At 66.8% G+C, this 24,871-nt stretch carries 21 protein-coding genes and 1 pseudogene; 13 read left to right on the forward strand and 9 right to left on the reverse strand.

Features of this window, described 5'->3' with window-relative positions; genetic code table 11:
• Nucleotides 1–3: 3 nt before the first annotated feature.
• Nucleotides 4–441 (reverse strand): MarR family winged helix-turn-helix transcriptional regulator, encoded by a 438-nt coding sequence (locus ACQP2D_RS31045; protein ID WP_433679470.1) that lies wholly within the window; start codon nucleotides 439–441, stop codon nucleotides 4–6.
• 30 nt (nucleotides 442–471) lie between these two features.
• Here ACQP2D_RS31045 and ACQP2D_RS31050 point away from each other — a divergent pair, with 30 nt between their 5' ends.
• Genes ACQP2D_RS31050 through treY form a run of 3 tightly spaced genes read left to right on the forward strand, consistent with a single transcriptional unit; the run spans nucleotide 472 to nucleotide 5,647 of the window.
• Entirely contained in the window at nucleotides 472–1,017 is a 546-nt protein-coding gene (locus ACQP2D_RS31050; RefSeq protein WP_433679471.1) for a cupin domain-containing protein, read from the forward strand.
• Nucleotides 1,018–1,076: 59 nt separating this feature from the next.
• Nucleotides 1,077–3,197, forward strand: coding sequence for a glycogen debranching protein GlgX (gene glgX, locus ACQP2D_RS31055; protein ID WP_433679472.1), 2,121 nt, complete (start codon nucleotides 1,077–1,079; stop codon nucleotides 3,195–3,197).
• A gap of 11 nt (nucleotides 3,198–3,208) precedes the next feature.
• A complete protein-coding gene (gene treY, locus ACQP2D_RS31060; RefSeq protein ID WP_433679473.1) occupies nucleotides 3,209–5,647 on the forward strand; it encodes a malto-oligosyltrehalose synthase in 2,439 nt (812 codons plus the stop codon).
• 47 nt (nucleotides 5,648–5,694) lie between these two features.
• On the opposite strand, the gene ACQP2D_RS31065 is transcribed toward treY, so the two are convergent.
• The gene (locus ACQP2D_RS31065; RefSeq protein WP_433679474.1) at nucleotides 5,695–6,864 is read right to left on the reverse strand and encodes a DUF2235 domain-containing protein; all 1,170 of its coding nucleotides are present in this window, start codon (nucleotides 6,862–6,864) and stop codon (nucleotides 5,695–5,697) included.
• 148 nt (nucleotides 6,865–7,012) lie between these two features.
• Nucleotides 7,013–7,381, reverse strand: a complete 369-nt coding sequence (locus tag ACQP2D_RS31070; RefSeq protein ID WP_433685813.1) for an MspA family porin — start codon at nucleotides 7,379–7,381, stop codon at nucleotides 7,013–7,015.
• Here ACQP2D_RS31070 and ACQP2D_RS31075 point away from each other — a divergent pair.
• Both ACQP2D_RS31075 and ACQP2D_RS31080 read left to right on the forward strand, forming a co-directional pair.
• Entirely contained in the window at nucleotides 7,374–7,640 is a 267-nt protein-coding gene (locus tag ACQP2D_RS31075; protein WP_433685980.1) for a hypothetical protein, read from the forward strand. The two genes, ACQP2D_RS31070 and ACQP2D_RS31075, sit on opposite strands and share 8 nt — an antisense overlap.
• A 3-nt stretch (nucleotides 7,641–7,643) precedes the next feature.
• Nucleotides 7,644–8,138 (forward strand): hypothetical protein, encoded by a 495-nt coding sequence (locus ACQP2D_RS31080; protein ID WP_433685981.1) that lies wholly within the window; start codon nucleotides 7,644–7,646, stop codon nucleotides 8,136–8,138.
• Here ACQP2D_RS31080 and ACQP2D_RS31085 read toward each other — a convergent pair.
• Nucleotides 8,123–8,221, reverse strand: a pseudogene (locus ACQP2D_RS31085) (MspA family porin); the annotation flags it as partial. The gene ACQP2D_RS31080 and the pseudogene ACQP2D_RS31085 sit on opposite strands and share 16 nt — an antisense overlap.
• Between ACQP2D_RS31085 and ACQP2D_RS31090 the strand changes: the two are divergent.
• A complete protein-coding gene (locus tag ACQP2D_RS31090) occupies nucleotides 8,193–8,429 on the forward strand; it encodes a hypothetical protein (protein ID WP_433685982.1) in 237 nt (78 codons plus the stop codon). The pseudogene ACQP2D_RS31085 and the gene ACQP2D_RS31090 overlap by 29 nt on opposite strands.
• 82 nt (nucleotides 8,430–8,511) lie before the next feature.
• A complete protein-coding gene (locus ACQP2D_RS31095) occupies nucleotides 8,512–11,208 on the forward strand; it encodes an ATP-binding protein (RefSeq protein ID WP_433679475.1) in 2,697 nt (898 codons plus the stop codon).
• 19 nt (nucleotides 11,209–11,227) lie between these two features.
• On the opposite strand, the gene ACQP2D_RS31100 is transcribed toward ACQP2D_RS31095, so the two are convergent.
• Complete coding sequence (locus tag ACQP2D_RS31100; RefSeq protein ID WP_433679476.1) at nucleotides 11,228–11,455, reverse strand: hypothetical protein; 228 nt, start codon at nucleotides 11,453–11,455, stop codon at nucleotides 11,228–11,230.
• 85 nt (nucleotides 11,456–11,540) lie between these two features.
• Here ACQP2D_RS31100 and ACQP2D_RS31105 point away from each other — a divergent pair, with 85 nt between their 5' ends.
• On the forward strand, nucleotides 11,541–11,975 hold the full coding sequence (locus ACQP2D_RS31105; RefSeq protein WP_433679477.1) for a nitroreductase family deazaflavin-dependent oxidoreductase: 435 nt from the start codon (nucleotides 11,541–11,543) through the stop codon (nucleotides 11,973–11,975).
• A 96-nt stretch (nucleotides 11,976–12,071) separates the two neighbouring features.
• Nucleotides 12,072–13,430 (forward strand): threonine ammonia-lyase IlvA, encoded by a 1,359-nt coding sequence (gene ilvA, locus ACQP2D_RS31110; RefSeq protein WP_433679478.1) that lies wholly within the window; start codon nucleotides 12,072–12,074, stop codon nucleotides 13,428–13,430.
• A gap of 73 nt (nucleotides 13,431–13,503) precedes the next feature.
• On the opposite strand, the gene ACQP2D_RS31115 is transcribed toward ilvA, so the two are convergent.
• Nucleotides 13,504–14,754 (reverse strand): serine hydrolase domain-containing protein, encoded by a 1,251-nt coding sequence (locus ACQP2D_RS31115; protein WP_433679479.1) that lies wholly within the window; start codon nucleotides 14,752–14,754, stop codon nucleotides 13,504–13,506.
• 101 nt (nucleotides 14,755–14,855) lie between these two features.
• The gene (gene treZ / locus ACQP2D_RS31120; RefSeq protein WP_433679480.1) at nucleotides 14,856–16,580 is read right to left on the reverse strand and encodes a malto-oligosyltrehalose trehalohydrolase; all 1,725 of its coding nucleotides are present in this window, start codon (nucleotides 16,578–16,580) and stop codon (nucleotides 14,856–14,858) included.
• 106 nt (nucleotides 16,581–16,686) lie between these two features.
• Here treZ and ACQP2D_RS31125 point away from each other — a divergent pair, with 106 nt between their 5' ends.
• The 3 genes from ACQP2D_RS31125 to ACQP2D_RS31135 all read left to right on the forward strand — a co-directional run bounded on the left by ACQP2D_RS31125 (nucleotide 16,687) and on the right by ACQP2D_RS31135 (nucleotide 19,268).
• Nucleotides 16,687–17,301: a class I SAM-dependent methyltransferase gene (locus ACQP2D_RS31125; protein WP_433679481.1), complete on the forward strand. Its 615-nt coding sequence runs from the start codon at nucleotides 16,687–16,689 to the stop codon at nucleotides 17,299–17,301.
• 77 nt (nucleotides 17,302–17,378) lie between these two features.
• Complete coding sequence (locus ACQP2D_RS31130) at nucleotides 17,379–17,951, forward strand: TetR/AcrR family transcriptional regulator (protein ID WP_433679482.1); 573 nt, start codon at nucleotides 17,379–17,381, stop codon at nucleotides 17,949–17,951.
• Nucleotides 17,952–18,068: 117 nt separating this feature from the next.
• Nucleotides 18,069–19,268: a Cmx/CmrA family chloramphenicol efflux MFS transporter gene (locus tag ACQP2D_RS31135; protein ID WP_433679483.1), complete on the forward strand. Its 1,200-nt coding sequence runs from the start codon at nucleotides 18,069–18,071 to the stop codon at nucleotides 19,266–19,268.
• Between the two features lie 82 nt (nucleotides 19,269–19,350).
• On the opposite strand, the gene dnaE is transcribed toward ACQP2D_RS31135, so the two are convergent.
• The gene (dnaE, locus tag ACQP2D_RS31140) at nucleotides 19,351–22,902 is read right to left on the reverse strand and encodes a DNA polymerase III subunit alpha (protein WP_433679484.1); all 3,552 of its coding nucleotides are present in this window, start codon (nucleotides 22,900–22,902) and stop codon (nucleotides 19,351–19,353) included.
• A 215-nt stretch (nucleotides 22,903–23,117) separates the two neighbouring features.
• Nucleotides 23,118–23,516: a DUF3052 domain-containing protein gene (locus tag ACQP2D_RS31145; protein ID WP_433679485.1), complete on the reverse strand. Its 399-nt coding sequence runs from the start codon at nucleotides 23,514–23,516 to the stop codon at nucleotides 23,118–23,120.
• Nucleotides 23,517–23,652: 136 nt separating this feature from the next.
• Here ACQP2D_RS31145 and ACQP2D_RS31150 point away from each other — a divergent pair, with 136 nt between their 5' ends.
• On the forward strand, nucleotides 23,653–24,855 hold the full coding sequence (locus tag ACQP2D_RS31150) for a histidine kinase (RefSeq protein ID WP_433679486.1): 1,203 nt from the start codon (nucleotides 23,653–23,655) through the stop codon (nucleotides 24,853–24,855).
• Nucleotides 24,856–24,871: the final 16 nt, after the last annotated feature.

Here is a 24,871-nt window from a genome sequence, read left to right on the forward strand (position 1 = left end):
CCGCTAGTCGGCCAGCGCCTCGGGCACGCGCCCCAACCCCTGCCGCAGCTCATCCAACCCGCGCTCCCCCAGACGCGTCACGAGCCTGTGCTCGATCCGACGGATCCGCTCGGCCGCAATACCGAGCGCCGCCCGCCCCTCGCTGGTCAGCACCACGAGCCGCGCCCGCCGATCGCTCGGATCGACCTTCCGCTCCACATATCCGCACCGCTCCATATGCGCGACCAACTCCCCCATCGACTGCTGAGTCATACCCGCCTCCTGCGCCAATTCGCTGATCCGCGAGCCTTCCGGGGCCAGATAGCGGAATACCGCGTAGTGCGCGGGGCGTAGATCGTCGCGCAGCGCGGCCCGCAATTCCCGATTCAGCTCCCGTTCGAAGGCGTGCGTCGCCTGACCGAGCAGCTTCAGCAATGTGGTGTGAGGATCAACCGTTGACACATTATGAAGGTTACCTTTATATCTGGAGATATGCGAGAAACACTCACCTTCCGCAACGGACACCGCATCACCTTCATCGCGCGAGGTGACGACGAACGCGGCCCCTACCTGCGCCTGGAACATCAACTGCCCGAGGCGGACCGGCAGGCGGGCCCGCACTGGCATCCCGAACTCAGCGAATCGTGGACCGTGCGCCGCGGTCGACTGCGCTTCAAGATCGACGGCGCGGAAACCGTTGTCGGCCCGGGTGACTCGCTCACCGCGCCCCCGCGCGCCGTACACGAGTTCTGGAGCGAGGCGCCCGATACGGTCTTCGATCACGAGATCCGCCCGCCGCTGCGGCACTGGGAGATGTTCCAGGTGTGGCACGCACTGGACGCCGCGGGCAAGACCACCGTCCGTTCCCGGATGCCGCGCAACCCGTTGGCCCTGGCATTGCTGTGGGATTACCAGGACGGCTATCTCGCGGGCATCCCGATCTGGCCGCAGCGCGCGATACTCGGCGGACTCGCCCGGCTGGCCACCCGAATCGGCTACCGGCGGCGCTACTCGGTAACCGGCCGCGACCAGGACTGACTCGCCCGGCCGCAACCACCCATACGGAGTGCGCTCCGGCTGACGCTACTGTCGTTGACATGGCTCAGCCCGACGCAGCGACCGGTGAGGTGACACCCCTCGGTGTCTGGCCCGGCACGGCCTACCCCCTCGGCGCGACCTACGACGGCGCCGGAACCAATTTCTCGGTGTTCTCCGAGGTTGCCGACGCCGTCGAATTGTGCCTGATCGCCAGGGACGGCACCGAAACCCGGGTGCCACTGGAAGAGGTCGACACCTACGTCTGGCACGCCTATCTCCCGACCATCGGACCGGGGCAGCGCTACGGCTTCCGGGTGCACGGGCCCTACGATCCCGAGCACGGATTGCGCTGCGATCCAAGCAAATTGCTGCTCGATCCGTACGGCAAGGCCTTCGACGGCGAATTCGACAACGACTCCTCGCTCTACACCTACGGTCAGGATTCGTTGGGGCACACCATGACCGGTGTGGTGATCAACCCGTTCTTCGATTGGGGCGCCGATCGCCGACCCAATCGCCCCTACCACGAGACGGTCATCTACGAGGCGCACGTCAAGGGCATGACGATGACGCATCCGGATATTCCGGAGGAACTACGCGGCACCTACGCCGGTATCGCGCACCCGGCGATCGTGGCACATCTGAAGGGCCTCGGCATTACCGCGATCGAGCTGATGCCGGTGCACCAATTCCTACACGACCGTGTCCTTTTGGATCAGGGACTGCGAAACTACTGGGGCTACAACAGCTTCGGCTACCTGGCTCCGCACAACGAATACGCCGCCAGTCCGCGCGGCGGTGCCGCGGTCACCGAATTCAAAGCCATGGTGCGCGCCCTGCACGCGGAGGGCATCGAGGTGATCCTCGATGTCGTCTACAACCACACCGGCGAGGGCAATCACCTCGGGCCGACCCTGGCCTTCCGCGGTATCGACAACGCCGCCTACTATCGCCTGGTCGACGACGACCCGTCGCACTACATGGATTACACCGGCACCGGTAACAGCCTCAACGTGCGCCACCCGCATACGCTGCAGCTGATCATGGACTCGCTGCGCTACTGGATCCTGGATATGCACGTCGACGGCTTCCGCTTCGATCTGGCCGCTACCCTGGCCAGGGAACTGCACGATGTGGACCGCCTGTCGACGTTCTTCGATCTGGTGCAGCAGGATCCGGTGGTCAGCCAGGTGAAGCTGATCGCGGAGCCGTGGGATGTCGGCGAGGGTGGCTACCAGGTCGGCAATTTTCCCGGCCAGTGGACCGAGTGGAACGGCAAGTACCGCGACACCGTTCGCGACTACTGGCGCGGTGAACCGGCCACCCTCGGCGAATTCGCCTCCCGGCTCACCGGATCCTCGGATCTGTACGAGGCCACCGGCCGTCGCCCGAGCGCCAGCATCAACTTCATTACCGCGCACGACGGTTTCACGCTGCGGGATCTGGTGTCCTACAACGAGAAACACAATGAGGCCAATGGCGAGGGCAATCGCGACGGCGAGAGCTACAACCGCTCGTGGAACTGTGGGGTGGAGGGACCGACCGACGATCCGGAGATTCTGGCGTTGCGCGCCGGGCAGAGTCGCAATCTGCTCGCCACGCTGGTGCTCAGTCAGGGCACCCCGATGCTCGCGCACGGCGACGAGATGGGCCGCACGCAGCAGGGCAATAACAATGTCTACTGTCAGGACTCGCCGCTGGCCTGGATGGATTGGTCACTGATGCAGACGAATTCGGATCTGCTCGAGTTCACCAAGCGGGTGATCGCGCTACGCACCGGGCACCCGATCTTCCGGCGCCGCCGCTTCCTGGCAGGCAGGCCGATCCGCGCCAAAGACCACGCGCGCGATATCGCCTGGCTCACCCCGGCGGGTGAGGAGATGACGCCCGCGGACTGGGACAGCGGATTCGGCAGATCGCTGACGGTGTATCTCAACGGCCTCGGCATCAATGAGCCGGGTCCGCGCGGCGAGCGCATCACCGACGATTCGTTCCTGCTGTGCTTCAACGCGCACCACACCGGCCTCGACTTCGCACTGCCCGGCCCCGACTACGGCGCCGAATGGTCTGTCGCACTGGATTGTTCGATGCCCGACGGCCGCGCCGAGGCCACCTATCCGGCGGCGAGCGTCATCGCCGTCCCCGCTCGTTGTCTGCTCGTCCTCCACTGCCCCGCATAACCGAAACGCCGATGACCGAGACCCCCAAGATCGAGACGCACACCCATCACACCGATCCCATCTCCCGCGGCCGCGCCACGGCCCGGCAGACCCCGGTCCGCAGCACCTACCGACTCCAGCTGCGCCCGGACGCGTTGACCTTCACCGATGCCCGCGCGATCGCGGAATACCTACAGCAGTTGGGGATTTCGCATCTGTATCTGTCGCCGATCCTCACCGCGGCGGCCGGATCGAAGCACGGCTACGACGTCACCGACCCGACCACGGTCTCGGCGGCCCTCGGCGGCCCTGGCGGACTCAAGGCGCTCGCGGATGAGGTGCGCAGCCGGGGTATGGGTCTGATCGTCGACCTGGTGCCCAACCACGTCGGCATCGCCGATCCCCGGCAGAACCCGTGGTGGTGGGATGTGCTGCGCAACGGCCGCGAATCGAAGTTCGCGCACTTCTTCGATATCGATTGGAGCGCGGGCAACGGCGCGGGCGGGCGCTTGGCGCTGCCCGTCCTGCAGAGCGAGAACGATCCGGCCGCGCTGACCGTCGACCGATCCGGTTCGGAACCGATGCTGGCACTGCACGATCTGCGCTTCCCCATCGCGGCGGGCACCGACGGCGACAACGCGCTGCGCATCCACGACAAACAGCACTACCGGCTGGTCAGCTGGAAGGCCGGACTGTGCACCTACCGACGGTTCTTCGCCGTCAGCAGTTTGGCCGCGGTCCGACAGGAGGACCCCGAGGTCTTCGAGATCACCCATCGGGAACTGGCCGCTTGGTGCGAGCACGATCTGATCGATGGCGTCCGGATCGACCATCCGGACGGATTGTCCTATCCCGCCGCGTATCTGGCGAAGCTGCGTCGGCTCATCGGCCCGCACCGGCTACTACTCGTCGAAAAGATCCTCGCCAATCGCGAACCGCTGGACGCCACCCTGCCGGTCGACGGCACCACCGGTTACGACGCCCTGTCCGATTACGGCGGCGTGCTGATCCACCCCGACGGCGAACAGGCGCTGACCGAACTGTCGCGCAAACTCGCCGGACACGGCAGCGATCGCGCCTGGATCGGCGAAACCGAACATCGGATCAAACGCGCGGTGGCGGAAAACATTCTGGCACCGGAGATCCGGCGGCTGGTCGCGGCGATCAAGCGCGATGCCAGAGCCGAGAGCTTCGACACCATGGCATTGACCAACGCCACCATCGAGGTGCTGGCCTTCATGCCGGTCTATCGGGTGGACTACGCACCGCTCGCGGGGATGACCGGTGCGGTGGTCGCCGAGGTGGAAAAGCGCAATAGCGAACTGACGGCGCCGCTGAGCGTGCTGGTGGCCGCGCTGGCCACCGATGGCGAGGCGGCCGTGCGATTCAGCCAGGTCTGCGGCGCGATCACCGCCAAGGCCGTCGAGGACACCATGTTCTATCAGGCGGCGCGACTGGTCTCACTACAGGAGGTGGGCGGCAATCCGGCGCGATTCGGCCACTCGCTCAACGAATTCCACCTCTCCAATAGCGAACGCGCACAGCGCTGGCCCGCCACCATGACCACCCTGTCCACCCACGACACCAAGCGCGGCGAGGATGTGCGGGCCCGGATCGGGGTACTTTCCCAGGCCGCGGAGACCTGGGCGCGCGCCGTCGAATCCTGGCAGGACATCACCCCGGGCCCCGACGGCGCGACGACGCTGTTCTTATTGCAGAACATGTTCGGGATCTGGCCCGCCGACGGCCGGCCCGCCTCCTCGGTGGCCGGGCTGCGCGAGCGACTGCATCTGTTCGCGGAGAAGGCCATTCGCGAGGCCGACGTCCATACCTCCTGGGAGGAACCGGATGCCGAATTCGAGACGAAGGTGCACACCTGGCTGGACGCGGTGATCGATGGACCCGTTGGCTCCGAAATCGGAGATCTGGTACACGAACTCGCACCGCACGCCTGGTCGGATTCGCTGTCGCAGAAGCTGCTGCAACTGTGTGGGCCCGGGATTCCCGATATCTATCAGGGCTGTGAGCTGTGGGAGGACTCCCTCGTCGATCCGGACAACCGGCGTCCGGTCGACTTCGCGGCGCGCGCGGGCCTGTTGCAATCGCTCACCGGCACACCGGCATTGGACACCACGGGCGCGGCGAAGATGTGGATCGTCGCCTACGCGCTGTGGCTGCGCCGGGAACGTCCGGACTGCTTCGTCGGCGGCACCTATCTGCCGCTGTTCGCCACCGGCGAGCAGGAGAGCAGACTGGTCGCCTACGCGCGCGGCCGGGCCGGTGAGACACCCGAGGTGGTCGTCGCCGCCACCCGGCACAGCCTCGCGCTGGCCGAAACCGGCTGGGGCGATACCACCTTGGAGCTGCCGCAGGGCAGCTGGACCGACCGGCTGACCGGCCACACCTTCCAGGGCCGGGCCCGATTGGAGAAGCTGTTCGCCCGACTGCCCGTCGCCCTACTGGTGCGCTAGGGGGATGGCAGCCGACGGAGCTTGCGTAGTCGGCGGGGTGGGTGAGCTCAGGGCTCCTCCGGCGCGATCGTGGTGACCGTGCCGGTCTTCTCGATCAGCGTCTCGGGCACCATCCCGTCGTGCTCGCGCAGCCAGCGCAGCAGATTCACGGGCCGATAGTCGGTGGCGTCGTGCACGGTGGAGGCCAAGCGGACGCTCCGATCCCCGTTGGTGTAGAGCCGCCGCCAGGAATCCCAGTAGAACCGCGGGTTCCTGGGTTGGCGAAGGGTGCGCAGCACATTGAGGATTCGGTATCCGATGCTCAGCGAACCGTGCAGCTCCATATGGTTGTCCTCGGCTCGGCAGCGCTCGGCCAGACCCTCCAGCCGCTCCCGGTCGAAGACCAGCCCGACGGCCTCCGCCTCACCCACCATCCAGCGCAGCGTGATGTCGGACAGCCCGCATTGCTGGTAACCGCCACCGATATCGCTGTGCACGCCCTCGAACCACACCTGCTTGACGCGGTCGTAGTCGTGGGAGTACTTCACATCCGGTTCGATCGGCACCTCCCAGAGGCACGGTTCGAAGTTGCGGCGCCGCTCGTCGAGGGCGAGGGCCTGACGCGCGCAGTAGACATTGCGCCCGAGCTTCACATCGTGGAATCGATGCCGCAGCGAGGTCAGTCCGGGCACGCCGAGCGCGCCGACGGTATCGAAGACCCCGATGAAGTCGATCTTGGCGGGGCCGCCCCAGCAGTTCGCCTTGCGGAAGTCGATCCACTCCTGCGGCTCCTTCGGATCCGGATTCTCCGGTGTCCGCCGCGGCGCGGGCTGATGGTGAATCCGCAAGGCCTCCGGGTACTTTCCCTCGATCATGGCATCCGGTGTCATGATCCCGATGCGGCCGATCAGACCGGCCAGGCTACGTGCGGTGAACGCGCCGCGGCTGAAACCGAAAATGTAGATCTCATCGCCCGGCTGCCAGTTCAATGCCAGATGCCAGTACGCCGAGGACAGATTCGCCTCGAGTCCGAGTCCGAACGCGCCGCCCATCAGGCGGTCGGCCAGGAAGCCGCGGGCGCCCGGCCCGGAAACATAGCTGACCCACTGCTGGATCGGCTCCCCCGACGGTCCCGGCGCCTCGTACCGAATCGTCTGCGCGATCTTGATGATATTCGATACCGTGCTGCTCGATTCGGCCTTCCAAGTACCGTCGCAGCAGACCACCAGTCGTTTCATAGGTAAAGATCCTCCGCCCCGATTACCGTCGAAACCTGCGTACTCGACTACCCGAATCATCGGCGGCCCCAGCGGGGACGTTAATGAAAACGTTGTCTTTCAATGGGACGACAGGCGCCGGACGGGATTGTGCGAGCACCCGGTGCGGCTACAACCAGGTCGGGTCGCCGAAGACCGCACTCGAATCGTCGACCTCGGGTGAGACGGCATAGACATAGGCGAATTGCCGCAGGGTAACCGGACCGGTGCAGGCATCGACCTTGATGTGGAAGTCCCGGACCACCGTCTGGATGAGCGTGCCGGGGATCATCTCCTTCTCCGCCAGCGGAACCTCCGCGATCTCACCCGGATTGAGGTTCAGGGTGACCACGGGGTTGGGATTGACCAAGATGGGGACGTCGAGCCCGCCGCCGTCGGCGATCTCGTTCGCACTGATCTCGTTCCCGCTGATCTCGTTCCCACTGATCCCTTGCCCATTCCAGTTGGGCCAGTCGGGCACGTTCGGCCTGTTGGGCAAGTTCGGAGCGTTCGGCGTGGGCGGCGTGATCGGCACGTTCTGCGTGATCGGCACGTTCTGCGTGATCGGCGCGTTCTGCGTGATCGGCGCGTTCGGTGTGATCCGCACATTCGGCGCGACCGGCGTGATCGGCACGTTCTGCGCGTTCGGCGTGGGCGACGCGTTCGGCGTGATCCGCACATTCGGCGCGACCGGCGTGATCGGCACGTTCTGCGCGTTCGGCGTGGGCGACGCGTTCGGCGTGATCGGCACGTTCTGATTGATGGGCGTGATCGGCACGCTCGGCGTAGTCGACACGTTCGGCGCGACCGGTGTGATCGGCGCGACCGGCACACTCGGCGCGACCGAAACACCCGGCGCAACCGGCACACTCGGCGCAACCGGCAGGGTCGGCGTGATCGGCGCAACCGGCACACTCGGCGCAACCGGCAGGGTCGGCGTGATCGGCGCAACCGGCACACTCGGCACGACCGGCACACTCGGCGCAACCGGCAGGGTCGGCGTGATCGGCAGGGTCGGCAGGGTCGGCGTGATCGGCAGGGTCGGCAGGGTCGGCAGGGTCGGCGTGATCGGCAGGGTCGGCAGGGTCGGCGTGATCGGCAGGGTCGGCAGGGTCGGCGTGATCGGCAGGGTCGTGAACGGCAACTCTGGCGTGGTCGTCGACACGTTGTTCCAGGGCAGGGGTATTGGGATGATGAGGTCGGGCGTCGCGCCAAGGGTGCCCGTACCGATCGTCACCGCACAACCGACGTGGTAGCCGACCTTCAGCCTGCCCGCTGCCGCCGCATCGATCTGACCGTAGGCAGTGGTGGTGACCAGCGCCTCCCGGGTAGTTCCCACCTGGTTCAGCGGCGCGATCCGGTTGATGGTCTCGTCCTTACTACCCACCATGATGTTGCCGCCGATCGGCGATGCGATGGTCTTCTCATGCGGCGCCATCGAGACGACCTCGGCCGGCGCGGACGCCACCGGCGACATTGCGGCGATCAAGACGCTGCAACCCACCAGCGCTATCTCCGTCAACTTCGAGGGCATAAGCGCACTGTAGTAGCACACGGCTATGAAAACGGGCTGTGACACGGCCCCTCATCGGATCGAACATCGTCGTGGCCAACGGCTACGGTGGGCAGATGCTCCATGGAAGAGAAGCCGAACAAGCACAGATCGATCGGCTTCTCGACCAGGCGCGGGCGGGTCGCAGTGGGGCACTGGTGCTGCGTGGGGAGCCGGGGATCGGGAAGACCGCGCTCCTGGATTATGCGGCGGCGCAGGGGATCACCGCGGTGCGCAGTGCCGGGATCGAGTCCGAGGCGGAGTTGCCGTTCGCGGGGCTGCATCTGCTGATCAAGCCGGGGATGGCACTGGTCGACGGGTTGCCCGCACCGCAGCGCGATGCGCTGCGCGGGGCCTTCGGGCTGGCGCACCATGATCCGGCGGATCGGATGCTGATCGGGTTGGCGGTGTTATCCCTGCTGGCCGAGGAGGAGGGGCCACTGCTGTGTCTGATCGATGACGCGCACTGGCTGGATAGGGCGACGGCGGAGACACTGCTGTTCGTGGCGCGGCGCCTCGATGCCGAAGGGGTGGTGATCATCTTCGCGACGCGGACCGGCGACCAGGATTTTCCCGCACCCGGACTGCCCGAACTCGTGCTGACGGGTTTGCCGCAGGACTCGGCGGCCGCACTGGTGGACAGCCACGCTCCGGAGCTGTCACCCGCCCTGCGCTACCGGCTGCTGGCCGAGGCGGGCGGTAACCCACTCGCGCTGCAAGAGCTGCCGGCAGTATTGGCCGCCGAGGCAACGGGATCGGGCCATACGAGCGGGCCGAATCCGCTGCCGTTGACGCAGCGACTCCAGGTCGCCTTCCACGGCCAGGTGACCAGACTCCCCGCCGCCACCCGGACATTGCTGTTGGTGGCTGCCGCCGCGGGCACCGACGATCTCACCACTGTGCTGCGCGCCGCCGACGCACTCGGCGCGCGTCTGCCGGACCTGCAACCCGCCGCCGACGCCGGACTCGTCCACAGCGACGGACAGGCCATGCGGTTCCGCCATCCGCTGCTGCGCTCGGCCGTCTACCAGGGTGCGGCACTGACCCAACGCCTCACCGCCCACGCCGCCCTGGCCGCCGCGCTGACCGACCCCGAGAACGCCGACCTGCGCGCCTGGCATCTGGCCTCGGCGGCGACCGGACCCGACGAAACCACCGCCGCCGCCCTCGAGGACACCGCCGATCGCGCCCGCCGCCGCAGCGGCTACTCCGGCGCCGTCGCCGCCTACGAGCGCGCGGCGGGTTTGAGCACCGATGCCGCGGCCCGCGTGCGCCGACTCGTCTCGGCCGCCGAAACCGCGGGTGAGGCCGGACTATTGGACCGCGCCAGCCGCCTGGCCGACCGCGCGGCCACCCAGACCACCGACCCGCTGCTCTGCGCCCGGCTGGATCTGGTCCGGGCCACCGCGGAATTCGGTGCGGGCAAACCACTTTCGGCACATCGGCTGCTACTGGCCGGCGCCGATCTGGTACGCACCGACGATCCGGCACGCGCCGCCCGCATCCTCATGCAGGCGGTGCATACGGCCTGGTACCTCGGCGCACCAGAACTGGCGGAGGTGGCCGAGCACATCAATGCGCTGTCCCTGCCCGAATCCGAGCCGATGGCGCCCATCGCCCGCTACACGGTCGCCGGCATCGATGGCCGATTCACCATCGACCTGCGCGAAACGGCCGCCGCGTCCCGGCGCAACGGTGCGGACAGCCCGCGCGATCTGGTGCAGATGTGCGGTATCGGGATGGTCGTCGGCCAGGACGAACAGGCCGCGGAACTGGCCAAGACCCTCATCGCCGAATGCCGCGACCAGGGTCGCATCGCCCTGCTGCCGACGCTGCTGTTCTTCCGCGCCGAGACCGAACTGTTCCTCGGCCGTCCCCGCGAGGGCCGCATCGCCGCGACCGAGGGCCTGCGGATCGCCCAGGACATCGGACAGCGGCACTGGATCAGCCAGATGTCGAGCTACCTCGCCTATCTGGCCGCCATCGAAGGTCGCGAACAGGACTGCCGAGAATTGGTCGATCGAGCACTCGCCGAAGAACTCGGCGGCGCCACCGCGCCCGGCGCACCATGGACGCTCGCGGCGCTCGGCGTACTCGATCTCGGCCAGGGCAAGGTCGACAGCGCCCTCTCGCGCCTGGAACTGCTCACCGTGGAACCCTCCCGCCACCACGTGATCGGTCTGCGTGCCCTGCCCGACCTGATCGAAGCGGCGGTGCGCCTCGGCAGCCCCGAGCGAGCCGGTGACGCGTTGCAACGACTACAGACCTGGGCCGAGGTGTCCCAACAAGAATGGGTAGCCGCTCTGGTCCAGCGGTGCATGGCATTGGTAGCCCCGGAAGCCAAGGCGGAGAAGCACTTTCAAGCCGCGATCGAGCGTGGCGGTCGCCCCTTCGAACAGGCCAGAACGCAACTGCTTTTCGGCGAATGGCTACGCCGCAACCGCCGAAAGACCGAGGCGCGCAACCAACTCCAGCCCGCCCTGGAAACCTTCGACCGCCTCGACGCCACCCCCTGGGCCGAGCGCGCCCGCACCGAACTCGCCGCCCTGGGCGTCGGCACCGCCACCCGCCCGACCACCGGCGTCCTGGCCCGCCTGACCCCGCAAGAACTCCAGATCGTCCGCCTCGCCGCCCAGGGCATGTCCAACCGAGATATCGCGGCGCAACTCTTCCTCAGCCCCCGCACCATAGGCCACCACCTCTACAAGGCCTACCCCAAACTAGGCGTCCTCTCCCGCACCGAACTCACCACCCTCCCCTTGGACACCGCCTGACCCCACGCACCCCGAACGCTCAGCGTCTGCGCGCACCCCGGTCTCGCGCACCAACCTGCCCAACAACCCAGCGACCAGCACCGACCGCAGCCGCGACCAGCACCGCAACCTGCAGCGATCCCGTGATCAGCGCCAGTACGAGACAGATGACCAGCCCGAGGGCGAGCGCCTCGAGCTTGTACATCGGCCACGCGCTGCCCGCGATTTCCACCGCCGCGGGGCGGGTCGAGGGGTGAACCACTGCCATGGCGTCAGGCTACACGGATGCAGAAGTTCGGGCCACCTAACATTGTGCCGGGAACACTGCTGCGGCCAGCGGTGTTGCCCATGTCATGCCATTGACAGGTGAGTACGCACCGAGCACATCCGACTGGGCCCGTGAGCAGGCCGAACAGATCGAGAACTCCGGCGGCGCCGAGGGCACGACGCTGCAGGGCAAACCCGTCATCGTGTTGACCAGCAGGGGTGCGAAGACCGGCCTCTTGCGCAAGACCGCGCTGATGCGGGTCGAGCACAACGGCGAGTACGCAATCGTGGCCTCGCTGGGCGGTGCGCCGAAGCATCCCGTCTGGTACTGGAACATCAAGGCCGAGCCGCATGTCGAACTGCGTGACGGCGCCGAGAACAAGGACTACACCGCACGCGAGGTCTTCGGCGAGGAGAAGGCGCTGTGGTGGGAGCGGGCGATCGAGGTCTGGCCCGATTACGCGGGCTATCAGACCAAGACGACCCGCGCGATCCCGGTTTTCGTCCTGACGCCCCGGTAGGTCCGACCCGATAGCGGCCGGGAAACCGACCGTTTGCGCTCCTCAGACGCCCACCCGCCGAGTCCGGCCGACGCGGCGGGTGGCAGCATGTTTCGGGTGTCCAATCCGCTTGAATTACTCGACGACCAGTCCACTACTCGTCCGACGCTGAGCGCGGACGAGATCGACGCCGCCGCCAAGCGAATTGCCGAAATTATCGAGCCGACCCCGCTACAGCACAGCCCCCGGCTGTCCCTACTGACCGGCGCGCAGGTCTACCTCAAGCGCGAGGATCTGACCGCCGTGCGTTCCTACAAGCTGCGCGGCGCCTACAACCTGATCGTCCAGCTCACCGAATCCGAACGAGCCGCGGGCGTGGTCGCGGCCAGTGCGGGCAATCACGCCCAGGGCGTGGCCTTCGCCTGCAATGCGATGGGTATCAAGGGCCGCATCTACGTGCCGACCACCACACCGAAGCAGAAGCGCGACCGCATCCGGGTGCACGGCGGCGAATACGTCGAACTGATCGCGGTCGGGGAAACCTATGACGCCGCGGCGGCGGCCGCGGCCCAGGATGTCGAGCGCACCGGCGCCACCATGGTGCCGCCGTTCGACGATCCGCGCACCGCGGCCGGCCAGGGCACCATCGCCCCGGAGATCCTGGAGCAGCTCGGCGGCCGGACCCCCGATCTGGTGGTGGTCCCGGTCGGCGGCGGCGGTTGTCTGGCGGGCATCGGCACCTACCTGCGCAAGCGCTCGCCCAGCACCGGCATCCTCGGCGTCGAGCCGGCGGGTGCGGCCTCGATGACCGCCGCACTGGTCGCGGGCGGCCCGGTGACGCTGCCGGAGATCGATCCGTTCGTCGACGGCGCGGCGGTGCGTCGGGTTGGCCAGCTGCCCTATACGGCGATTTCCGCATTCGGCGGCCGGGTGGTCTCGCACGGGTCACTGCCCTTGCTGACCGCGACCGAATCACCAAGGGGCGCCGGCGCTTTCCAGATGATGCATATCGACGAGGGCGCGATCTGCACGACCATGCTCGAGCTGTACCAGAGCGAGGGCATCATCGCCGAACCCGCGGGCGCGCTGGCGGTGGCGGCGCTGGCCGATATCGCGATCGAGCCGGGTTCCACAGTGGTGTGCCTGGTTTCCGGCGGCAATAACGATGTGTCGCGCTATGGCGAGATCATCGAGCGCTCGCTGGTCCACCGCGGCCTGAAACACTACTTCCTGGTGGACTTTCCGCAGGAGCCCGGCGCATTGCGGCGGTTCCTCAATGAGGTGCTCGGTCCCGATGACGACATCACCCTGTTCGAGTACGTCAAGCGCAACAACCGGGAAACCGGTGCCGCGCTGGTCGGCATCGAACTCGGCGCACCGGACGGACTCGGCCCGCTACTGGAGCGGATGCACGATTCGCCGATCCAGTGCGAACGTCTCGAGCCGGATTCCCCGGCCTACCGCTACCTCACCTGAACAATTAACCAGCAGCACGAATACGAACCGGCCGCGTCGACATGGTCTGCGCGGCCGGTTCTTCACTCCTCGATTAGGCGGCCTCGGGCGTCTGCACCACGGCGGCGGCCCGCCGGGTCGTGCGCAGGCCCGCCATGACCATCGGCAAAAGCCATGCGGCCGAGGCCTGATCGAAACTCAGCTGTCCCGCCGAGAGCCGGTTGTGCACGAATCCGACCGACAGCCCGAGACGCGGCTCGGCCCAGCCGAAGGAGCCGCCGAGGCCGATATGGCCGAAGCCGCCGCGCGCGCCGGGCATCGGCAGCGAGTGGTAGCCCAGATGCCAGAGCATCGGCGCGTAGAACAGTGCGCGGTCGAGACGGAAAGTCCGAATCCGGCTCAGCGCCTTGATCGTTCGCGGTGACAGGTACTGCACACCGTCGGCCACGCCGCCATTGGCCAGCGCGCCGTACATGATGGCCAGCGCCGGCGCGGTGCACACACCGTTGCCCGCACCGAGTTCGGTATCGAGGATCGGCGGCAGCTCACCCTCCAGAATGGTCTCCAGCCCGGGCAGGAACAGACACCGTGCGGCCGCGCCGAGGGCGCCGGGCAGACCATAGCTGGCACCCAAAACCTTTGCGCTGATCGGCTTTCCAACCAGACTCAGCTGGGTGCCCGCCAGCGGCGCATAGGTCGTCGACGCGTGGGCAGGCGGTTTGCCGAGGTGGATGCCATCGATGCCGAGCGGATCGGCGACCTCGGTGCGGAACAACTCGCCCATCCCGTGGCCGGTGACGGCGCGGGCCAGTCCGGCGAGCAGCCAGCCGAAGGTGAGTGCGTGATAGGCCGGAGTGCCGAGCAGGTGATCGGGTTTCGCGGCGGCGAGGCGTTCCTCCATCAGCTGATGGTCGAGTACATCCTCGAGTCCGGCGGCGATCGGGTTGAGGCCACCGAGTCCGGCACTGTGGGTCATTACCTGACGAATGGTGATGTCGCCCTTGCCGTTCTGGCCGAACTCCGGCCAGTACGCGGCCATCGGAGCCTCGTAGTCGAGCAGACCGCGATCGGCCAGTCGGTGGATGACAGTGGCGGTGACACCCTTGGTCGCGGAGAAGACGATCGACCCGGTGTCCTGGGTCCAGGGCCGATCCCCCGCACTGCCGGTCCAGATGTCGACCAGCGGCTCGCCGCGCAGATGCACGGCCAGGGCGCCTCCCGCCCCCCGACGGCGCCCGAAGACCTTCGCGAATGCGCGTGCCAATGGTGCGAATTCGGCGGTGGCGCTGCCACCCACGCCGTCGGGGAGATCCGCTAGGTCCCCGGGCGAAGCCACGTTGCTCATATACCAACGGTAATGGCGCCGAACACCTTCGGCAATGATCCTGTCTCGGACAGTTACATTCAGCGATTTTCCGGTAATCGCACCGCGGGCGCAGGGTTTCGCTATCCAGTCTCGAGTATCACGAACGAGTGGCCCGGAATCCCCGTCGCGGCAACGCCTTCGGTCGCGGGCTCCCACGACACGAGGGAATAACCGGCGATCGGCACGGTGACCTGCTCTTCGTCAAGATTGCACAGCAATGTCAACGGGCCGCGGCGCACCGCGATCCAGCGGGCGCTCTCGTCGTAGTCGACGGATACGCGGGTCAGCCACGGGTCGGTGATCTCGGGTCGCTCACGCCGCAAACCGATCAGTCTTCGATAGCAAGAAAGTAGCCGAGCATGCCGATTCTGTGCCAGCTCGGACCAATCGAGCTTCGAACGCAGATAGGTTTCGGGGTCCTGCGGGTCCGGTACATCGTCGGTGTCCCAGCCATGTTCGGCGAATTCGGCCTTGCGCCCGGTCGCGGTGGCCGCTCCGAGCACCGGATCGGTGTGCGAGGTGAAGTACTGGAACGGGGTGCGCGCACCCCACTCCTCCCCCATGAACAGCATGGGCGTATACGCCGAGAACAGCACCAGGGCGGCCTTGATCGCCAGCTGTCCGTCGGTGAGATAGGCGCTCGGGCGGTCCCCGAGCGCCCGGTTGCCGATCTGATCGTGGGTGCAGGTGTAGGCCAATAGCGCACTCGCCGGGACCAACCGGGTATCGATGGGGCGGCCGTGGATTCGGCCGCGGAAGCTGGAATACGTTCCGGCATGGAAGAAGCCGTGCGTCAACGTGTGTGCCAGACAGCGCAGCGTGCCGAAATCGGCATAGTAGCCCTGACGTTCACCCGAGACCGCGGTGTGCACGGCGTGGTGCAGGTCGTCGTTCCACTGGCCGGTCAGTCCGTAGCCGCCCGCCGCAGGCGGGGTGATGAGTCGTGGATCATTGAGGTCGCTCTCCGCGATCAGCGACAGCGGCCTGCGCACATGTGCGGCAAGGCATTCGGTCTCGACGGCCAGTTCGGCCAGTACGTGGGTCGCGGTGCGGTCGACCAACGCGTGCACCGCGTCCAGCCGCAGCGCGTCGATGTGGAAGTCGCGCAGCCAGCGCAGCGCGTTATCGATAATGAAGCCGCGCACCGGATCCGAGGCCGGTCCATCCAGATTGAGGCTCTGCCCCCAGGTATTGCGGCCCTCGGTCAGATAGGGCGCGAAGCGGGGCAGGTAGTTACCGGACGGGCCGAGATGGTTGTAGACGACATCGAGGGCGACCGCCAAACCCCTTGTGTGGCAGGCGTTCACAAAACGCTGCAGCCCGTCCGGGCCGCCGTAGGGCTCGTGCACCGCATACCAGAGCACGCCGTCGTAGCCCCAGTTGTGGATGCCGTCGAAGGCATTGACCGGCATCAGCTCGACCATGGTGACGCCGAGTTCGACGAGGTGGTCGAGGCGTTCGACGGCGGCGTCGAAGGTGCCATCGGGAGTGAAGGTGCCCAGATGCAGTTCGTAGAGAATCGCACCCGCCAGCGGGCGGCCGGTCCAGTCCGTATCGGTCCACCCGGCCGGATCCAGGGTGTGCACCGCCGAGCGGGCGTGCACGCCGTCGGGCTGTCTGGCCGAGCGCGGATCGGGCAGGACGGTCGGATCGTCGTCGAGCAGGTAGCCGTAGCGCGCACCGGCCCCGGCGGGAACCTCGGCCCGCCACCAGCCGTCGGCGGACCTCGTCATCGGATGCGCGCTGCCGTCGACCTCGACCCGCACCCGTTCCGGTCGCGGGGCCCACACCTCGAACAAGGTCACCGAGCCAGCATCGCATGCCCTCCGCCGTGCGGCCCGCTGACATCGGCCGCACCCTTTCGGTCAGCGCACCATTGCCCGCGCCGCGGCCCCCTGACACAGTGAAGAAGTGGGAATCTACAGCGATCAGGTCGTACCGCGCCTGGTGAATCTGGCCTGTGGGGCCAGGTTCAACAATCCGCAGCGCAAGCGCGCCTGCGCCGGACTGCACGGGCGCGTGATGGAGATCGGCTTCGGTTCCGGGCTGAATATCCCGTTCTATCCGGCGAGCATCGAGTCGGTCAGCGCGGTCGAACCCGCCGACCTCGGGTGGCGGCTGGCGGAGAAACGGCGGGCGAAGGCCACCGTGCCGATCGAACGCGCCGGACTCGACGGCCAGTCGCTGCCCTTCGCCGATAACAGCTTCGACTGCGTCCTCTCCACCTGGACGATGTGCACGATTCCGGATATCGCGGCCGCGCTGGCCGAGGTGCGCCGGGTGCTCGTCCCCGGCGGAACCCTGCACTTCGTCGAGCACGGGCTGGCCCCGGATCCGGGCGTCCAGGTGTGGCAGCACCGACTGAATCCGATCGAGAAGGCCATCGCGGGCGGCTGCAATCTCGACCGAAATATCCGCGGCATCGTCGAGGACGCCGGATTCGAGATCCGCGACCTCGACGAGTTCTACGCCGACGGACCGAAGTTCATCGCCGCACTCTCGTTGGGTGTCGCCGTTTCGCCATAGCCCAACCGGCACTCCCTCGAAGCAGCGGTCGAGAGCTTTATTGGACCGATTAGTTCAAAACATGCTAGCTTGACACCATGGCACGACCGAAGGCATTCGATGAGGACCGGGCGGTCGACGCGGCGATGCGGGCGTTCTGGTCCGCGGGCTACGAGGGCACCTCGACCCAAGACCTCTGCGAGGCAACGGGTTTGGGCCGCAGCAGCATTTACAACACCTTCACCAGTAAGCACGAGTTGTTCGAGCGGGCGCTGCGGCGGTACATGTCCACCAAGAACGCCTCGATCTTCGATGTGCTCGATGGCGACCTGCCCGCGCGGGCGAAGATACGGGCGCTGCTGTGGCAGACCATCGACGCACCGACCGACGATCCCATCGGCTGCCTGGTGGTCAACTCGATGGTCGAGCTGGCTCCGCGCGATCCGGAGGTGGCGGCGACGTTGCGCGCGGATCAGGATCGGCGACTCGACGCATTGACCGTGGCGATCCGCGCAGGTCAGCGATCCGGCGAGATAGATGCGAGCAAAGACGCCCGCACCCTGGCCCATTTCGTGATCACCACGATCGGCGGCATGCGAGTGGCGGCGCGCGGCGGAGCCGAAAGGGACACCCTGGAGGCGATCGCCACCACGGCACTGAGCGTTCTCTAGCGCCGAGCGATCAGCCGGCTGCCTGGATCGCGTCCCACAAACCGACACCAGCGGCACAGCGCCGTTTCTTTGTCGTCCAATTCTGAACTGATCAATCCAAAACTAGAGAGGGCCCCGATGCCATTCGCCGTCTACATCCTCGGGCTATCCATCTTCGCCCAGGGCACCTCGGAGCTGATGCTCTCCGGCCTGCTCACCGACATGGCCGCCGACCTGGGCGTCTCCATACCTCGAGCGGGCCTGCTGATTTCGGCATTCGCGCTGGGCATGCTGGTGGGCGCGCCGGTGCTGGCGGTGGTCACATTGCGCTGGTCGCGCCGCACCGCACTGCTGGCCTTCCTCGGCGTGTTCATCGCCGCGCACGTGGTGGCCGCACTGACCCCGGGCTACTGGGTGCTCTTCGGAACCCGAGTGGTCGGGGCGTTCGTGTACGCCGGATTCTGGGCGGTCGCCGCGACCACGGCGCTGAGCCTGGTGCCGGATAACGTGCGCGGCAAAGCGATGAGCATTGTGGCGGGCGGACTGACCGTGGCCACTATCGTCGGACTTCCGGCGGGCACGATGATCGGCCAGCACCTCGGCTGGCGTGCCGCGTTCTGGGCGGTCGCCGTGCTGTCGGCGCTGGCAATGGCCGGTGTGGCGGGCAAGATTCCGGGCGGACGCCCCGCCGAAGTACCCGACCTGCGCCGCGAACTGCGCACCATGATCAATCCGCGACTGTGGTTGTCCTACAGCACGACCGCGCTCTGCACCGGCGCACTATTGGTCACCTTCGCCTACCTCGGCGCACTGCTGGCCCGCACGACCGGGATCGCGGAGAGCTGGATTCCATTGGTGCTGACTGTCTATGGCGTAGGGGCGCTGATCGGCATCACGGTGGGCGGCCGAACCGCCGATGCCCATCCCTTCCGGGTGCTGACCATCGGAGCGACCGGACTGATCCTCTTCTCGGCGATACTGGCGCTCACCGCGACCCTGCCGGTGCCGGTCGTGATCCTGGTATTCCTCTTGGGCGCCTTCGGATTCGCGATGAATCCGGCACTGAACACCCGGGTATTCGCCCTGGCGGGCAATGCACCCACGCTCGCGACGGCGGTCAACTTCTCCTCGTTCAATGTCGGCATCACCGTCGGCCCCTGGCTCGGCGGCCTGGCCATCGACGGCGGCCTCGGCTCCCCATCGGTCGCCTGGATCGGCGCGGTCCTCGGGGTCGCGGCACTGGCCACCATCGTGTGGGCGGCGGCGTTGCATCGCCGCGCCCAGCCGAGCGGAACGGTTGTTCCGGCGGAACGCACCATGGCCGAACTCCACGCCTGAACACGAACCGCCGCAACACCTCTCGATGCCGAATGCCCGGACCTGCACGCGGGTCCGGGCATTCGGCTGGTACAGGTGTGGGCTAACCCGCGAGGCAGCCCGGGCCGAGCAGGGCCTTGAGGTCGCCCATCAGCGCCGAAGATGGCGAAACGCGCAGGCTATCGGCCAATTTCCACAGAGACGTATTGTCGCGCGCCCCCACATGGCGGATGTGGACGTCGGCGGTACCCGGATGTCTGGACAGGATGCGCTTGAGTTCGCCGATCTTGTCGGGGGTGCACAGGCGCGTCGGCATGACCACCGCCAGCGGCTTGGCCACACCGATCGAGGACAGGTCGGGGACGGCGAGATCGTTGGCGATCAAGGAGATTCGATCATCGCGCACCGACACCCTGGCCTTCACCAGGACGACCGCATCCTCCACCACATCCGCGCCGTAGACCGAATAGGCCTGCGGGAAGAACAGCACCTCGATACCACCGGTCAGATCCTCGATCTGCGCCGAGGCCCAGGCCAGGCCGTTCTTATTGATGCGGCGGTTGACCGAGGCGAGGATGCCGCCGATGGTCACCTGGGCGCCGTCCTTGATATCGCCCTCGAGAATGGCCGGAATGGGCGTATCCGCCTGTGCCGCGAGCACATGTTCGACGCCGTTGAGCGGATGCCCGGATACGTACAGGCCGAGCATTTCGCGCTCGAGCGCCAGCTTGTGCTTGGTCTCCCACTCGTCCTCGGGCACCTTGACATTGAAGACCGAGGCCACCGAATCATCACCGTCGTCCAACCCGCCGAACAGATCGAACTGGCCGATCGCCTCGGCCTTCTTGGTGGACATCACCGCATCGATGGCATCGGAGTGGATCAGCAGCAGACCCTTGCGCGGGTGTCCGAGCGAATCGAATCCACCTGCCTTGATGAGGGATTCGGTGACCTTCTTGGTGCAGGCGATGGCGTCGATCTTGTTCAGATAGTCGGAGAAGTCGGTGAACTTCGACTTGTCCTTGCGCGCCTGGATGATCGAAGTGACGACGTTCGCGCCGACATTGCGCACCGCGCCGAGACCGAACCGGATGTCCTTGCCCACCGAGGCGAAGTTCAGCTCGGATTCATTGACATCCGGCGGCAGCACGGTGATACCGAGGCGGCGGCAATCCGACAGGTAGACCGCGGCCTTGTCCTTATCGTCACCGACGGAGGTGAGCAGGGCCGCCATGTATTCGGCGGGATAGTTCGCCTTCAGATAGGCGGTCCAGTAGGAGATCAGGCCGTAGGCCGCGGCGTGCGATTTGTTGAACGCGTAACCGGCGAACGGCAGGATGGTGTCCCACAGCGCCTTGATCGCGGGCTTGGAGAAGCCGCTCGCCTGCATACCCGCCTCGAAGCCCTCGAACTCCGCGGCCAGCACCTCGGCCTTCTTCTTACCCATCGCGCGGCGCAGAATATCGGCTCGACCGAGCGAGTAGCCGGCGACCTTCTGCGCGACGTGCATGATCTGCTCTTGGTAGACGATCAGGCCGTAGGTCTCGCCGAGAATGTCCTTGAGCGGCTCCTCCAGCTCCGGATGGATCGGCTTGACCTCTTGCCGGTCGTTCTTGCGGTCGGCGTAGTCGTTGTGCGCGTTCATGCCCATCGGGCCGGGGCGGTACAGCGCGCCGACGGCGACGATGTCCTCGAACGCGGTCGGCTGCATGCGGCGCAGCAGATCGCGCATGGGCCCACCATCGAGCTGGAATACGCCGAGAGTGTCACCGCGCGAAAGCAATTCGTAGGTGCGCGGATCGTCGAGCGGCAACCGGTCCATATCCAGATCGATGCCGCGGTTGGCCTGGATATTCTCCAGCGCGTCACCGATCACCGTCAGGTTGCGCAGACCGAGGAAGTCCATCTTGAGCAGGCCGATGGCCTCACAGGACGGATAGTCCCAGCCGGTGATGAGCGCACCATCCTGGGGCCGCTTCCAGACCGGGATCGCGTCGGTGAGCGGATCACAGGACATGATGACCGCGCAGGCGTGCACACCCGCGTTGCGGATCAGACCCTCGAGGCCGCGCGCGGTCTCGTAGATCTTCGCGACGTCCGGATTGCTCGCGATCAGTTCGCGGACCTCGGCGGCCTCCTTGTACCGCTCGTGCTCCGGATCGGTGATACCGGACACCGAGATGTCCTTGGCCATGATCGGCGGCGGCAGCGCCTTGGTGATCTGGTCGGCGATGGCGAAACCGGGCTGGCCGAACAGCACTCGCGCCGAGTCCTTGATGGCGGCCTTGGTCTTGATGGTGCCGAAGGTGATGACCTGGGCGACCCGGTCGGTGCCCCACTTCTCACTCGCGTAGCGGACCATCTCACCGCGGCGGCGATCGTCGAAGTCGATATCGATATCGGGCATCGAGACGCGCTCGGGATTGAGGAAGCGCTCGAAGAGCAGACCGTGCGGAATCGGGTCGATATTGGTGATGCCCAGCGCGTAGGCGACCAGCGAACCGGCCGCGGAACCACGACCGGGACCGACACGGATGCCGACGTCGCGGGCGTGGTTGATCAGGTCGCCGACGACGAGGAAGTAGGCCGGGAAGCCCATCTCCAGGATGACGCCGATCTCGTACTGTGCCCGGTCCAGATATTCCTGGGGCGCGCCGTCCGGGAAACGGCGCTGCAACCCGAGGTCGACCTCGCGGCGCAGCCAACTGGCCTGGTCGTGTCCCTCCGGCACCGGGAAGATCGGCATCCGGTCGCGGTGCTGCCACACCTCGTCGTAGGACTGCACCCGCTCGGCGATCAGCAGGGTCGAATCGCAGGCACCGGGCACCTCCATATCCCAGATCGCCCGCATCTCCTCCGCGGACTTCAGGTAGTAGCCGTCCCCGTCGAACTTGAAACGCGTTGGGTCGCTGAGGGTTTTACCGGTCTGGATACACAGCAGCGCCTCGTGATTGGTCGAGGCGTCCTTGGTGACGTAGTGGCAGTCGTTGGTGGCCAGCGGCCGGATCCCGAGCTTTTTGCCGATCTCGAGCAGCCCTTCGCGGACCCGCCGCTCGATGGACAGGCCGTGGTCCATGATCTCGAGGAAGAAATTGTCCGGTCCGAAGATCTCCTGCCATTTGGCCGCCGCCTCCAAGGCCTCGCGGTCGTGGCCGAGGCGCAGGCGGGTCTGCACCTCACCCGACGGGCAGCCGGTGGTGGCGATGATGCCCGCGGCGTGCTCGGCGATGATCTCCTCGTCCATGCGCGCCCACTTGCCGAGCTGGCCCTCCAGCGAGGCGAGCGAGGACAGCTTGAACAGGTTGTGCAGGCCGGTCGCGTTCTCCGCGACCATGGTCATGTGCGTATACGCACCGGAGCCGGAGACATCGTCGCCCTTCTGGCTCGGATCACCCCACTGCACGCGCTTGGTGTCGAACCGGGAGCCCGGTGCGATGTAGGCCTCGATCCCGATGATCGGCTTGATATCGGCCTTCTTGGCGGAGTTGTAGAACTCCGAGGCGCCGTACATATTGCCGTGGTCGGTCATGCCGACCGCGTTCATTCCCAGCCGTTTTGCCTCGGCGAAGAGCGGAGAGATTTTGGCCGCACCATCGAGCATGGAGTACTCGGTGTGATTGTGCAGGTGAACGAACGATCCGGACGAGGCGGCCAAGACGGTCCTTCCTCCCAAGGTCTCGACGGGGGTTGGTGTAGCGATTCTAGGGGTCCCCACCGACGAGTTCGGCCCTGCCGCGCCGGGCTCACGCAGGTGCCCGGCGTGTCGGTGGTGAAGATCACCGGCGCGTCTCGGGACCCACTATTGCGACTGTCCGATTTCCGCGACAGTGGGGTGGTCCGCGGATCGCTCGACACTACGCGAGCCCGCGATCACGTGCGCTTGCGCCAGACGAATTTCAAACCGGACCAATCGTTGTCGAGTGCGGCCACCTTCACATCGACGACGCCGATGGGGAGCAGCAGCTCGCGCAGATCGTTCTCAGCGATATCGCTGACGTGCCCGCCCGCCTTGCGCGGCCAAGCGATCCACAGCATCGCGCCCGGAGTCAGTCGAGCGGCAAGTTGTGGCGCCTCGTGCGCCAGGTCGGCATATTCGCGATAGAACGCGAGGACGATATCCGCGCCCTCCGGATCGTCGGCGACGATCGCGACATCCGGCGGCAGATCGGGAATCTGCCAGCGCGCTGGCGCATGACATAGAACCACCCGGTGACCTGGTTTGATGCCGATCTTTCTGGCCAGAGGAGTCCCGGAGTAGCCCACCGTCACGGGAAGACTGTATCGGGCACCCGAAGTGCCGCCTGGCGAATCTACGATCTGCGCTGTTTGCCCCCGCATTCGGTGGGAGCCACGACGATAATCGGGCGATGGGCTGGCCGCGACAGACGCGTTCGATGGGTCCGCGGTGACGACGACCGCCGTCATCGCGGTCGTCGCCGGTGCGGTGTTGATCGTCGGCGCGCTGCTGGTCTGGTCGCGAACCCGGCGAATGGTGACCACTCCGGCCGAGCGGGCGGTGTACACCGCGCTGCATACCGCGTCGCTGGCCGCGCGTCCGTTGCGGCAGGGGCTGACCGATCGGTCGGCCCAGGAGGCCGCACCGCATCTGCGGGCGCTCACCGGGGCCGATGCGCTGGGGGTGGCTGATGCCGACGGCACCCTACTGGCCTGGGACGGTCCGCATTCGGAGCTGGCCGAACCCTTCGCCGACGCGGCCCGGCGGGCGGTCGCGACCGAACGGCCGGTACTGGTGTCTGGGCCCGGTCGGGGTGAACATGCCGGGCGCACGCTGATCGCGCAACCGCTGCTCATCGAAAATGCCGGGGTGGCAGGGGCTTTGGGAGTGGTGACCGCCGGGAAGCCGGAGCCGGGACGGCTGGGCGCGGTCGCGGAGGTGGCACGATACGCCTGCGGGCAGCTGGAATTGGCGGAGTTGGACGCGTCGCGGGCCCGGCTCGATCGGGCCGAGGTGCGGGCGCTGCGGGCGCAGATCAGCCCACATTTCATCTACAACGCGCTCAATACCGTGGCGTCGTTCGTGCGTACCGATCCGGACCGGGCGCGCGAACTGATCCTCGAGTTCGCGGACTTCACCCGGTATTCCTTCCGCGCCGCCGGGGAGTTCACGGTGCTGTCCGACGAACTGCGCAATATCGAGCGCTATCTGGCGCTGGAACGCGCCCGGTTCGGTGACGCGCTGGAGGTGCGGTTGCAGATCGCGCCCGAGGTGCTCGGCGTCGTGCTGCCGTTCCTCGCGCTGCAACCGTTGGTGGAGAACGCCGTTCGACACGGTTTGGCCGGAGTGGCGCGCGGCGGCACCGTGACCATTGTCGCGGCCGACGCGGGCACCGACTGTGTGATCAGCGTCGAGGACGACGGGATCGGAATGGATCCGGATCTGCTGCGCTCCGGCGCGCTCGATGCCATCGAAACCGGTACCGGACCAGCGGGTTCCGGCGAATCCGCACATGTGGGTCTGGCCAATGTCGACGACCGCATGCGCGCCGCCTTCGGCAATGACTACGGACTGATCGTGGAGACCGCCCCCGGCGCGGGCACCAAGGTCAGCCTCCGGGTCCCGAAATTCCGCGCGGGCATCCAGGCCTGAGCGCCCGGACGCGGAT

The organism is Nocardia sp. CA-119907 (assembly GCF_050955995.1).
Taxonomy (GTDB): Bacteria; Actinomycetota; Actinomycetes; order Mycobacteriales; family Mycobacteriaceae; genus Nocardia.

What these genes read in the sequence shown, in the direction of transcription:
- ACQP2D_RS31050 (WP_433679471.1), top strand. Translation starts at nt 472, where the DNA reads ATGCGAGAAACACTCACCTTCCGCAACGGACACCGCATCACCTTCATC.
- glgX (WP_433679472.1), top strand. Translation starts at nt 1,077, where the DNA reads ATGGCTCAGCCCGACGCAGCGACCGGTGAGGTGACACCCCTCGGTGTC.
- treY (WP_433679473.1), top strand. Translation starts at nt 3,209, where the DNA reads ATGACCGAGACCCCCAAGATCGAGACGCACACCCATCACACCGATCCC.
- ACQP2D_RS31065 (WP_433679474.1), bottom strand. Translation starts at nt 6,864, where the DNA reads ATGAAACGACTGGTGGTCTGCTGCGACGGTACTTGGAAGGCCGAATCG.
- ACQP2D_RS31080 (WP_433685981.1), top strand. Translation starts at nt 7,644, where the DNA reads ATGGGCGTGATCGGCACGCTCGGCGTAGTCGACACGTTCGGCGCGACC.
- ACQP2D_RS31095 (WP_433679475.1), top strand. Translation starts at nt 8,512, where the DNA reads ATGCTCCATGGAAGAGAAGCCGAACAAGCACAGATCGATCGGCTTCTC.
- ACQP2D_RS31100 (WP_433679476.1), bottom strand. Translation starts at nt 11,455, where the DNA reads ATGGCAGTGGTTCACCCCTCGACCCGCCCCGCGGCGGTGGAAATCGCG.
- ACQP2D_RS31105 (WP_433679477.1), top strand. Translation starts at nt 11,541, where the DNA reads ATGCCATTGACAGGTGAGTACGCACCGAGCACATCCGACTGGGCCCGT.
- ACQP2D_RS31115 (WP_433679479.1), bottom strand. Translation starts at nt 14,754, where the DNA reads ATGAGCAACGTGGCTTCGCCCGGGGACCTAGCGGATCTCCCCGACGGC.
- ACQP2D_RS31130 (WP_433679482.1), top strand. Translation starts at nt 17,379, where the DNA reads ATGGCACGACCGAAGGCATTCGATGAGGACCGGGCGGTCGACGCGGCG.
- ACQP2D_RS31135 (WP_433679483.1), top strand. Translation starts at nt 18,069, where the DNA reads ATGCCATTCGCCGTCTACATCCTCGGGCTATCCATCTTCGCCCAGGGC.